Source organism: Paenibacillus sp. J22P90, assembly GCF_059692195.1.
The window spans coordinates 1,021,341-1,033,412 of record NZ_JCAUAY010000002.1; the positions used below are offsets into that span (position 1 = coordinate 1,021,341).

Annotated in this window: 12 protein-coding genes; 3 read left to right on the forward strand and 9 right to left on the reverse strand. The window is 44.4% G+C overall.

All coding sequences use genetic code 11. The annotated features are described in order from the left end of the window. Positions 1–68: 68 nt before the first annotated feature. The 7 genes from AC58UX_RS09220 to AC58UX_RS09250 all read right to left on the reverse strand — a co-directional run bounded on the left by AC58UX_RS09220 (position 69) and on the right by AC58UX_RS09250 (position 6,559). Positions 69–842 (reverse strand): alpha/beta hydrolase, encoded by a 774-nt coding sequence (locus AC58UX_RS09220; RefSeq protein WP_497251667.1) that lies wholly within the window; start codon positions 840–842, stop codon positions 69–71. A gap of 19 nt (positions 843–861) precedes the next feature. Further along, positions 862–1,233 (reverse strand): LamG domain-containing protein, encoded by a 372-nt coding sequence (locus tag AC58UX_RS09225; RefSeq protein ID WP_497252141.1) that lies wholly within the window; start codon positions 1,231–1,233, stop codon positions 862–864. After that, positions 1,128–1,559: a hypothetical protein gene (locus tag AC58UX_RS09230; RefSeq protein ID WP_497251669.1), complete on the reverse strand. Its 432-nt coding sequence runs from the start codon at positions 1,557–1,559 to the stop codon at positions 1,128–1,130. The genes AC58UX_RS09225 and AC58UX_RS09230 overlap by 106 nt, the downstream gene beginning before the upstream one ends. A gap of 218 nt (positions 1,560–1,777) precedes the next feature. After that, positions 1,778–2,155, reverse strand: a complete 378-nt coding sequence (locus AC58UX_RS09235; RefSeq protein ID WP_497251671.1) for a Rieske (2Fe-2S) protein — start codon at positions 2,153–2,155, stop codon at positions 1,778–1,780. 3 nt (positions 2,156–2,158) lie between these two features. After that, on the reverse strand, positions 2,159–3,283 hold the full coding sequence (locus AC58UX_RS09240) for an amidohydrolase family protein (RefSeq protein ID WP_497251673.1): 1,125 nt from the start codon (positions 3,281–3,283) through the stop codon (positions 2,159–2,161). Between the two features lie 108 nt (positions 3,284–3,391). Beyond that, complete coding sequence (locus AC58UX_RS09245) at positions 3,392–4,228, reverse strand: helix-turn-helix domain-containing protein (RefSeq protein ID WP_497251675.1); 837 nt, start codon at positions 4,226–4,228, stop codon at positions 3,392–3,394. 21 nt (positions 4,229–4,249) lie between these two features. Beyond that, positions 4,250–6,559 carry an AraC family transcriptional regulator gene (locus AC58UX_RS09250; RefSeq protein ID WP_497251677.1) on the reverse strand — a complete coding sequence of 770 codons (2,310 nt, stop codon included), beginning with the start codon at positions 6,557–6,559 and terminating at the stop codon, positions 4,250–4,252. Positions 6,560–6,788: 229 nt separating this feature from the next. Here AC58UX_RS09250 and AC58UX_RS09255 point away from each other — a divergent pair, with 229 nt between their 5' ends. From AC58UX_RS09255 to AC58UX_RS09265, 3 genes are all read left to right on the forward strand, one after another. Then, positions 6,789–7,766 (forward strand): ABC transporter permease, encoded by a 978-nt coding sequence (locus AC58UX_RS09255; RefSeq protein WP_497251679.1) that lies wholly within the window; start codon positions 6,789–6,791, stop codon positions 7,764–7,766. 12 nt (positions 7,767–7,778) lie between these two features. After that, complete coding sequence (locus AC58UX_RS09260) at positions 7,779–8,660, forward strand: carbohydrate ABC transporter permease (protein WP_497251681.1); 882 nt, start codon at positions 7,779–7,781, stop codon at positions 8,658–8,660. Positions 8,661–8,737: 77 nt separating this feature from the next. Next, entirely contained in the window at positions 8,738–10,291 is a 1,554-nt protein-coding gene (locus AC58UX_RS09265) for a type 2 periplasmic-binding domain-containing protein (protein ID WP_497251683.1), read from the forward strand. Positions 10,292–10,597: 306 nt separating this feature from the next. Here the strand turns inward: AC58UX_RS09265 and AC58UX_RS09270 are convergent, their stop codons facing one another. Further along, complete coding sequence (locus tag AC58UX_RS09270) at positions 10,598–11,623, reverse strand: hypothetical protein (RefSeq protein WP_497251685.1); 1,026 nt, start codon at positions 11,621–11,623, stop codon at positions 10,598–10,600. Positions 11,624–11,704: 81 nt separating this feature from the next. Further along, positions 11,705–12,043: a hypothetical protein gene (locus AC58UX_RS09275; protein WP_497251687.1), complete on the reverse strand. Its 339-nt coding sequence runs from the start codon at positions 12,041–12,043 to the stop codon at positions 11,705–11,707. Positions 12,044–12,072 lie beyond the last annotated feature (29 nt).

Consider the following 12,072-nt stretch of genomic DNA (forward strand, 5'->3'; position numbering starts at 1 on the left):
AAAATTGAAGTTAGTAAAAAAAGAGAAAGACCGTATATAGCCTAACTCCGGCTGTAAACGGTCTTCTTTCATCTAGGAGTGCTCAAAAAACGTTCAATTGCCTCAATCGATTTTTTCTGAGCTTCCGTGTCCACACCATAACCAAATCCATGGTCAATACCAGGCAACACAACAAGAATGGAACGACCACAATACTTTATTACTTGCTCATGGAAGTTTGTTACTTGATCTAACGGCACAATACTATCCTCATCACCATGCAAAAGCAGAAAAGGGGGCTCGTTTCCAACCAATCGGTGCACAGGCGAAGCCAGTTGGTATAGCTCATCGTTGGCCCCAAGCGGAAAGCCTAGTAAATTCTCAATGGTTTCTCTTCTGTCAAACATGGTAACTACCGGGCAATATCCTATCACAGCATAAGGCAAGGTATGTCGGTCATGCAGTTCATCCACCACACCCAGCGAATCATCATCCTGAATCGTTCCCAGTAGGCTCGCAAGGTGTCCTCCAGCCGAAGAACCCACTACGACGATTCTTTCTGCATCAAAGCCAAACCTCTCACTTGCACGCTTCATATGCTGCATGGCCAGTCTCACATCCTCAATCTGAGCCGGAAACCTGAATTGCGGTACAAGTCTGTAGTTTGCTGTAGCACAGATATAACCTTCTCCTGCAAAATGGGCACAAACGTCGTGCCATTGCTCTTTATTGCCTTTATGCCAGCCCCCGCCGTGAATGAACAAAAGAGCAATTTGTTTCCTCGGTTTTAGCGGGATAAACCAATCCATTTTTCTATATTCAGTAAAATGATCGGAATAGCTAATGTTAAGTAGCCTCTCCATGTTAGGGCACTCCTTCTTCTTAATAAACCTTGATCTCGTCATAGTAAAATGTGCCCGTCAACGCAATCGGCGAATTCAAATAGACTTCGCTCACACCTGCCACAGCATTCCTGAAGCTCTGGTTAGATACGACCTGAGTACCGTTGATATATAAATCAAATGTATCGCCTGCAGGCCGGGCAACAATTTTGAACGTGTACCACGTATTCGCCATGTACGTCTGCAGATTCGTTTTGGTCGCACCATAGTAGGTGTATAAATACCCGGTCGAGTCAAACGCAACCGTTACCGCGCTGGTACCGGAGGAATCCCCTTCCCAATCCCACCAGTTATCGTATACCGTCTTGCTTTCGTTATAGCAGTTCGTATATAGCCAGTCCAGACCTGCAATGCAGCATCATTGTATAAGCTTGAACCATACGTTGAATAGGCTAGAGCCATCGCATATAGACGATTATAGTTGCTTGTCACTTGCGCAGAGTCCGAAGTGCTCGCCAGATCGCTCCATACGTAAGTAACTGGAGGTGTCGTCATCGTATCCCAATAAGACTGAGCTTTCGAGGTGATGAGTGTAATTTGGGCCGCAATATCGGTGTCCGAAGTACTGTACGACGTACCTCCAGTCAACATGTCCTTCCGCTTAGCTCGAAGATCGTCATACGCATCTGCAGCGTGCACCTGTCTGGCCGGCAAAGTCAGGAAAAGTGCGGCAAGCATGGAAATTACAAGTAAAGCGCTTACATTTTTTTAGTAATCTGCTCACATGAATTCTCTCCTTTTCGTTAAAGTAGTTGTTGGCTGAGCCTCCTCCTTCCCTCGCTCTTGCCCCTACTATAAAGGAGATGTGCAATTTCCGACAATTGCACATCCATTCTCACAGCGTTTCCTGGCATAGTAATATTAGGACGTTAACATTTAACGTACTATACCGACTTTTAAATTCTTACAAACACAGCATCTTCAATAACTTCGAGCTCATATCCACGCAGCTTTACACCATTTTCTTCTGCTAAATGCTTGCCAGTCAACAAATCAAACTCCCAGCCATGCCATGGACAGCGTAAGACTTCACGATCCTTGCCATACTCATACTCGTACACCAAAGATGGCATACGCGTTCCACAAACAACTCCCTCGCAGACTGGAGCCGCAGCGTGCGGGCACACGTTACGCCAAGCATACCAGCGTTCCCCAATATGAAAAATCCCGAGCTCCATCCCTCTGACTTCCACAATTTTACGGGCCCCTTCGGGTACTTCATCAACGGTGCACACAGGATACAAGGTTTTCTCTTTCTGCTTTGCCGTCTCCATAGTCTATGCCTCCCCTACGATGCTAGTTGGCAATGCTGACTGGGGCCGCTCGAACAAGCGATATAAGTTCATTGCATTCTCGCATAAAATCTTCTGCCGCAACTCTTTACGAATAGGCTGCAAAACAACCTTCGGATTATCAAAATCCCAATGCGGATAATCCGATGAGAACATGATGTTGTTATCAGCTCCCACCATGTCAAAAATTTGGTTCATTTGATCAGGCTTATCCGGTTCCTCGATTGGCTGTGTTGTAAAATATACGTGCTGACGAATATACTCCGATGGCAGTCTTTTAAGCCAAGGTACCTGGTCGCGAAGCGCTTTATAATTTTTATCCATACGCCACATGAGGTGAGGTGCCCAAGCGATGCCCCCTTCAATGGCGACAAATTTTAGCCCTGGGAACTTCTCGAAAACGCCTTCACAAACAAGGCTGTTCACATGCGCCATATAGTTTGTCGGCAAAATATTATGCCACTCAATATACTTCGTCGGATAGCCCGATGGTGTCGGCGCACCTGCAATACCACGTCCTTCTGTGCCAGGATGAACGGCAACGGGCAGGCCATTTCGTTCAGCAGCTTCATAGATCGGATGGAAAAATCTTTGACCGTACAGCATTCTGGACCCACTGCACATAATGATTTGAACCATATCCTTGTTCTTCGCCATGCGATCAATTTCTTTCGCAGATGCGAGCGGATCCGCATGGTTAATCAGAATCGAGCCTTTGTACACCGGGCTCACCGATAGCCAATGATCTACCAGCCAGTCATTGTAAGCACTCATCACAGCATTTCCGTAATCGGGATCCGGGTTCAGTGATACCCCCAGAACACCCGAACCTGTAAGTATCCCATAGTCGATACCCCATTTTTCGAAATGATGCTTCAGCATAAAATGCGGATCACTTCCTGGCGTCCCGCCGTTAGGCTGCTTCGCATCCTTACGCATGACCCCAATCGGTGAATACCAACCACCTGCATAACCAGGTCCAACCGCAAGCCACTGATCATGCCATACCTTTGGTAAATAGGGTAATAGATCCTGCGATTTTGCAATTGCGTTGTGTACGTCAGCGTCAATAATGCGCGGTTTCGAATTCGTTGGCGTTACCGTTGTCATCTGCTGCATCCCCTTTGCATGATTCATTCTTCATGACATTAGAATAAAAGAAAAAGGACCTGCGGTACATGCAGAATCCTATCGTAAATCTGGATTTTTAGTTGATCTCTAAGCATGACGATATTGGCTTGGTGTCAGCCCCGTTTCACGGGTAAACAGTCGTGTGAAATAAAAGGAATCAAGGAATCCAACCTCCTCAGCCACCTGTTTAATCGGCATCCGGCTCTCTTTTAGAAGCTGCTTCGCTTTATCAAGCCGAATACGAGTCAGATACTGAATGGGGGAGTATCCCGTGTGCTTTTTAAATAAACTAGAAAAATAGGAGGGAGATAAGGAGGCTTGCTTGGCCATCGATTCCCTTGTAAGATCGTCCCCATAACGCATTTTCATGAAGTCAATCGCTTCCCTGATCAAAGCCGCAGCTCCCGACTCTTCCGCTGAGCGTCTTCTAGATGTCGCTGCCGTGACTTCCTTGATGAAGCTAAGGAATCCAACACGCGTATCCCATTCGAATCCTGCTTCTTTTTGATGCCAAGTCTGGTAAAGCTGCTTGAAGCAATCCTCCATGCTTTGATTTCCTATCCCCGGTAATACGACACCCATCGGAAGTGGCCCCTCTGCGACTTGCCAAACTGCTTTGATGCCATCCCATTGCAAGAGACCATATTGATAGTGAACAGAATAAAAACATAGCGGCTTATCAGGATTCGTGACGATTTCCAGATGATTTTCAGGCCATACCTGAAAAACCGTTCCTTGACGCAGTTCTTGCTGTACGTGACCTTCCAGACGAAAGTTGCCTTCTCCCTCTGTCACCAACCCAAGTATATGCATCCGCGTTCTTTCACGCACAAGCCTATAGTTTGAGCTCTGCCAGAATGAAGAGTCCCTGATCACCACATCCAACATTTTTGGACTTAAACTGTTAAAGAAGTCGTAATCCATAAGCAGTCCCCCACATCGTACTTACGAATCTTGTTCCGCTTGTTCACGATATTGCCCGGGCGTTATCCCTTCATACTTCTTAAATAGCCGGTTAAAATAAGGCGCTTGATAACCGACACTTCCCGCAATGTCGTTAATTTTCTCATCGGTCTCCAGCAATAGCTGCTTCGCTTTATTCAAACGATATTGCGTCACATAATCAATAAAGGTTAGCCCTGTTATCTGCTTAAAGCCGATACTTAGCTTCTTGGCATAAGTGCCATGTAAATCAGCGCAGCCTTCCAACGAAATATCCTTGGCATAATTCGTATGAATCGTAGCCAGTACATTTTCCACCAACTGCTTTAATTGCATATCCTGCGTACTGTGCAGTCGATTAACGTAAGGCTTCACAATATGCTTTTTCATCCACAGCAGTATGGCTTCTGGTTCTTTCAACTCGGACATTTGGCGCCAAATGTCAATGCCATCGTTAAATGCCAACGAGCTAAATCCCGAAAGCATGATGGTGTTCTGCATATTACCGAAGAGTTGCAGCAATCCTTGGCGAACGTCTAGCTCCTTCGTCGTACGCGCTTTCAATTGAGCAAGAAAGGCGTTTAATAGTTCTTCCAATTCAAGGTCCTGGCCGGACCGCAAAGCTTTAAGAATAGCTGCTTCTACATCAAACGGGTATGCAACCGCATCATGACCACCAGGCAAGATATCGTTCACATCCATCACTTGCTGTTCATCGCCAAGCGTCCGATAATTCAACGCATTGCGCGCATTTTCAAAATAAAGCGGCAGCTTATGCAGCTCTTGCGTACTTGCTCCAACACACACGGTCACTTCAACATGTAATAAATTGTTTAGTGTTAAAGCAAGTGCTTCGGCGAAATGAAACAAATTGGCACGCATTTCCTCTGACTGTAAGGTCTTTTCCATTCTGCAAACAAGGAGACCCAAGGTTAAATCTTGGAGGTTAATCGTATTTGCGTCTAGATGCATCGCTTCCGCCAGTTCCTGAGTAATGTTGACAGCAGCGAATGTGACCAACTGCTCATCTCCAGGTGAAAACTTGCCCTCTGACCTGTAAAGTCCATGGAGTTTTACCGCGATAACCGCAAACTCCCTCTCTTGTACATCCCACCCAAACTGCTCCATCCTTCCTGCAAGCTCCGATTTACTTAGAAAGGACAAATGCCCTTGCATGAGTTGCAAAAGAAAGCTCTCTCGTAGGGAAGGCAGCTGACGATCCACACGTTCTTGAAGGATCTGACTTTCCCTTGATAGATTTTTCCATTCGTCTGCAATCGTAACAAACTCATCCGAAGATGTGGATACACGACCTGGCAATAGCTGCTGCATAAGTCTACGTACGGGGTTGTACATATGCCGGAATGAGTACCAGGACAAGATAAGGGCTAGTATAATCCCGAAACAACCCGTCCAAATAATAAACCTGGACAGTGTCTGTACCGGCTTTGTCATTTGGGATAGCGGTGTGGCTACCGCAAACGTCCACGTATTGCCTACTCGATTCATTCCTCCATAGGATACCGAATACGCATCTTTGTTCCACGATTCAATGGAAGACGTTTTATCTAAGTTCTGATGGTGAGTGATCGACTTTATCAACTCTTTATCCAGATTGGTCGGTTTTGATATAGAATGCCCCCCCAATGAAATGACATCGCCATCCTGTTGCATCAGAATCGTTGATCCTGCTCCTTCCACATCCAGTTCAGCAATAAGTTTATTTAACTGCTTCGCACTAACTTCAATGATCAACGCAGCTTCCGTTTCGACAAGCCCTCCAGGTAAGCGCACAATCAGTGCGTATGGCGCCGATTTATCTGGATTGACTAGGGGTAACACATCACTTTTGGTCCAGTAAACATCCCGTTGGTAGGAAGCGAGTCCGCGATATATATGCAGCTCCTGCTCGTTCTTGATAGGATTGATGCCTGAGCTCTCTTTAATGACGACTTGCTGCTTGTCCAAATACAAGTGGACTTCCTCAATGAGAGGATCAGAAGCTTTAATCCAGGTCAAAGCCTGATAAATGGATCGTGTGCTTTTATAATCTTTATAAATATCCAGTTCGGAGTACGCACTCCCTAGATTTAAATTGAAGGACCACTGAGCCATAATCGTTTCTAAATGAACGAGATTCTGATTGATCCGTTCTGTTGCATAGGCGACTTGGTTGCGATAAGTCTTTTGTGCCTCTTTTTCAATCTGCTGTGTGCCTAATATATAAAGCATAACGCCAATGATGGCTGCGGGCATACAAGCACTGAGAATAGCAATCAAAAGTCCTTTTTTCCTATAGGTCTGCCGCCACATAAACGTTTCCTCCCTCGTGCCAGATCAGAACTGTTCTCACTAAATGTTCCTTCATCATATAAGAAAAGCACCCCCCATACAAACCATTATCTGTAAAAAACAGCGTTAGAATGAATGTCCAATGCTAGGAAATTGCTAAGAATGTCTGTCTAATTGCCGGAAATTGTCCGCTATCCTACAGTTGAATCCATAAGCAGGATAATTCAACTTCAGAGGACAGGTGAAACTCATGAAAACTTCGACCACATCGGTCGCCCCCTTGCGTGCACAGATCCGATCTGCCAAACCATCGAAATCCAAATGGACTCAGATATGGCATGCACTCAAGCGAGATCGGATGCTCTATCTTATCGCATCGCCGATGCTACTCTTCTTCCTTATTTTTAAATACGTACCCATGTGGGGAGTTCTGATTGCTTTTAAGAATTACACTCCCTTTGTTGGTTTCACGGAAAGTCCATGGGTCGGCTTTCAGCATTTCCAGCGTTTCTTCAGTGAGGATAGCTTCTTCTTACTCCTCCGCAACACGCTAGCGATTAATCTGCTCAATTTAGTCTTTTTCTTTCCGCTGCCTATTCTGCTTTCCATCATGCTTAATGAAGTGCGACTGGAGTGGGTCAAGCGGATTATTCAGTCTATTATTTATTTACCACACTTTTTGTCGTGGGTCATCATCGTAGGTATTACGTATCTTATGCTCTCTACTTCGAGCGGTTTTATTAATAAACTGCTTGAAACGTTCGGTATGAACAAAATCGACTTTCTAACGAGTCCAGAAATGTTTTGGGGGCTCTTAACGATCCAATCCATCTGGAAGGAAGTTGGGTGGGGAACGGTTATCTTTCTCGCAGCTATCGCGTCCGTCGATACGCAGCTTTTCGATGCCGCAAGAATAGATGGAGCCGGACGTATCCGCCAGATTTGGCATGTGACATTACCTGCAATTCGTAACGTCATTATCATTCTGCTTATTCTTCGAGTCGGACATATGATGGATGTGGGCTTTGAGCAAGTATATCTCATGATGAACGGTGCCGTCTCCGAAGTAGCGGATGTCTTTGATACGTATGTCTATCGAAGCGGTATTCAGCAAGCTCAATTCAGTTACAGTACAGCCGTAGGCCTCTTCAAATCCATTGTCGGTGTCGTACTTGTCGTCATTACGAATCGCCTTGCCAAGAAATTTGGTGAGGAAGGCATCTATTAGGAGGTTATGTCCATGTATCAAAAATCGTTATCGGATAAATGGTTTGAAGGCAGTATCCTTGGTGCTTTGATCCTCATTGCACTGATCATGCTCTTCCCTTTTTACTACATTACCGCTGTATCCTTTACGTCGCCAATTGAATATTTGCAAAAAACGATGGTCCTATTTCCTGATAAATGGACGCTCGATTCGTACCGCTACCTACTTTCCAACAATGTATTTACGAAAGCAGCCGGCATGAGTACATTCCTGGCGATAGTCGGAACAGCGTTAAGCCTCATCATCACCTCTGCAGGCGCTTACACGCTTTCCCGAAAGCGATTGCTGGGCCGCCGTGTCCTGCTAATTCTGATTTTAATGACGACCCTGTTTAATCCTGGGATCATCCCGCCGTATCTCGTTGTCCGCGAGCTTCATTTAATTAATACAGTCTGGGCGCTCATTTTACCGGTACTCACCAGCGGATGGTACGTCATTCTCATGAAGGGCTTCTTCGACAGTATCCCAGATGAGCTTGAGGAAGCGGCTAAAATCGACGGCGCAACCGATCTCGGCGTCTGGTTACGCATCATTTTACCTCTATCGCTGCCATCACTTGCCGCATTCGGACTTTTCTATGCAGTCGCGTATTGGAATACCTTCTTCTCCGCCGTTTTGTATATCACCAAACCCGATCTGCGTCCGCTGCAAATTGTGCTGCAGATGCTGCTCATAGATTCCTCCAGCTCCGCATCCGGGGAAATCGCCACCCAAATGGCTGGAGAGATCCAAATCCCAACAGATACACTGAAAATGGCAGCTGTCGTCATTGCAACAGTGCCGATTCTCGTCGTCTATCCATTCTTGCAAAAGCATTTCGCTAAGGGGGTGATGGTTGGCTCCGTCAAAGGATGACTGCAACTCGAACCGAAAAAGCTGACTCATGTTTTTTTACAAAAAATAAGCTATGATACACAAAGGGAGGATCTTCTATGCCAACAACCAATCACACATTTTATAAAAACACAGCAATGACGCTCGTCACCTTGCTAAGTCTGACGACAGTGCTAACCGCCTGCGGAACGGATTCCAAGACAGAAGGACCTAGCAGTACTAGCTCAGCTGCTGTTTCCAACGAGCCTATGAACGTTTCCATCTATACGATACAGCAAGGCGCTCAGGCTGTTGACCCGAGTAACCCGATATTGCAGGAAATTGAGAAGAAAACAAATACCAAGCTCAACATTACTTGGAGCCCTTTAAATTCTTTTAATGAAAAAACGAAAGTTATGCTTGCCTCTGGCGATCTTGCCGATATGACGCTAGTTACCAATATTTTTGATTCACAGGTTGTCCAACTTGCTACATCCGGCGCCTTCTGGGATGTTACTCCCTATATCAAAGACTACAAGACCTTGAGTGCGCTGCCGAACGTTGTATGGGATAACGCAAAAATCAAAGGAAAGAACTACGGTGTCCCTCGGCCGCGCCCAGTGGAAGGGTCATGGGGTGTTCATCTTCGTAAGGATTGGCTTGATAAGCTAGGCATGAAAGTTCCTGAAACGATGGATGAGATGTATCAGGTTCTGAAGGCTTTTACTGAGAAAGATCCGGACGGCAACGGAAAAGCGGACACCGTTGGACTCACCGGACAAGTCGAAGCTGACGGTATGGGCCTTTACACGTGGGTTGAAGATACATTCAACGGTGCCTTCGGTACTTTTAAAATGGTAGGCGACCAGCTTGGCTTTATTGCCCTTGAACCTAGCGAGCGCAAAGCACTGGAATGGTTGAAAAAGGCGTATGACGACAAGGTGCTGACATCGGATTTTGCCGTAATTAAAATGACGCAAGCTCGTGAGCAGTATATGGGTGGGAAAGCCGGCGTATTAGGGTCTGCACTGAACCCTCAATGGCTATACACCGATGCGATGCGGAAAATTGACCCGAAAGCCGACTCTTTCCCATTAACTTATTTGAAAACACCAGAAGGGAAAAAATATGCCGGCCAGGACACAGGCAACTTTGGCATGTACGTCATTCCGAAGACCGTACCGGAAGCGAAAATGAAGCGGATTCTGGCTCTGCTCGATCAAGGGTATGGAGAGGAAATCTCAAATCTTTCCCTATACGGTCTGCCTGACACACACTACACAGTGAAAGACGGCATGAAAGTTGCAACTGCTCAAGCCAAAACGGATAACGTCCCAGATACATCGAACAACATGGCACAAATCTTCCAAAAATTTGATAAGTATCAACGTGCCTACTACAACGGCATTCCGCAAGATTTTTACGAGCGCAGCAAAAAGATTATTGACGACCGCGCTGCTTTCAGCACGCCGAACGTTGGCAACGGCCTCATTTCTCAAACGTTCTTAACGAATGGTCCTGATCTGATCAAAAAAATTCAAGACATGAAAGTTAAAATCATCATGGGCAAAGAGACCCTTGCCGCTTGGGATGAGTTTGTCGCTAAAACGAAAGCTGACCCGAACGTACAAAAAATTGTAAAAGAAATCAATGAGGCTTATAAAAATAAGTAGGTAACATTGGATGTCTAGCCAGTTATCTGGTTATCCTCTTGTCAAGTAGAAAGATGAAATAAGCTATGCTGCCAGCGCGCATCGATACTCAATCGGTGCGCGTTTTTAGTTCGACTATTATAATCTGGCGATGACAATAGTTTTTGCGCTTATTTTGATTTTCTTAGTCGTCCTAATTGTCTGAACAATAATCATTTAGAAACGATACCAGATAGAAACAAATATTTTACTGCCATCGAGAAAGGTGATATTTCTACTCATGTTGATATCAATCACATAAATAAGGATTCCTTCTCCCCACCCAGGCTAATTGCCCGGAACAATTGAACCATTTACTTTTGAGAAAACGTCCTCTCGGATTTTCTCAAATTTAGCCAATTCTGAACCATTTAACTTTGTTTGAATGACCTTCACTTCCAAAGCTTCATCAACGTCAGGGTATCGCATCATCAAATCTCGTGCACCGTTAACCACCGTAACCTCGACTTTATTTCCTATAGCAATATGAGATGGAGCATTGGAGAACCAAGTAGCTGGGTATAGTATTTCATTTTGCTGTTTGTGAGGGTTAACCACAAGAATCTTATCTTCTTTTTTATCAATTACATATCCAGCAAGTCCAATGCTCGTAGTTTGCATCTGTACTTCCACAAGATCTTCACCATATTTATGGATTAATTCGGATTTAACAGTTTCATCTAAATATGCATTTACGACCACTTTTTCTTTCCATACGTCAACTCCGACACCATCAATCTTTGCCAGGAACATTGTCGCAATTTCCTCTTGCACATTTCGTAGCATTTGTTGGCTGTATTTAGATTTTTTAAACTCAACATAGTCGCCCATGGCTTCTTCCAAATCTCTTCTAATTTCTTTCATTACCTCGGAATTTTCTTGATCCACCAAAATAACATACTTTGGAATTGGATTTTTGTAATCCCAATAATAAGTTCCATACTCATTCATTTTATCCATATCTAAAATCGTTCTGTACTCGGTTTCGTTAGCTTTCACGTACTTTGGGAAGTGTTGCAGTAATTCATCTAATATAATTTTATGTATGTCTATGATTTCCTTGGGAGCTTCATGTTCTGAAGTATTTAGCATTTTCTTATCTTGATCTAGGAATTTGTCAGGTGAAACGACATTGGGTGGAGTCGTATTTTCCGAAATGCTCGCTTTCTCATTTATCTTTGAATGGAAAGAAGCCCCTATACCTTTTATCAAATCTCGCTCTTCGCAACCAGTGACTATAATAGTTATAAGCAGGATACTAACCGTTACAAGTAACATCCTTACTCTGTATTTCATAAATACCGCCTTTCCCATGACTTTACTCCTTAAATTAATTTCACTTTTGTTAACTATAGCAAACAGAAGATAATTTATCTTGTTCCAAAATTTTCAACTTCAATATTCTAATGCTGGAAGTGATAACCTGGATAGTTGAGTATGAAATACGCTCTCCCATTTCTCCCATTGATCGTATGTTAATTCTCCAACAATTTGTAATCCTGAGGGCTCCATTAAAGCATATAAGTAGTTAGACGATATCCCTTCTTCACCATACCAACTAGGACATGGCTGCTCACTGGTGATATATTCCGGCAATGCCAAATATATTTGCCGAAGTTGTTCCCATGTCGCCCCTATAAACTCATGCAAATCTAAGTAATACACCCTATCTATAGAAACAATGCCTTTTTCATTTGCTGCAAGCTCCTTATTGTTATAGAAGCAAATTTCCATTAACTGCTCTCCGTTTCAATGTTCTGCCC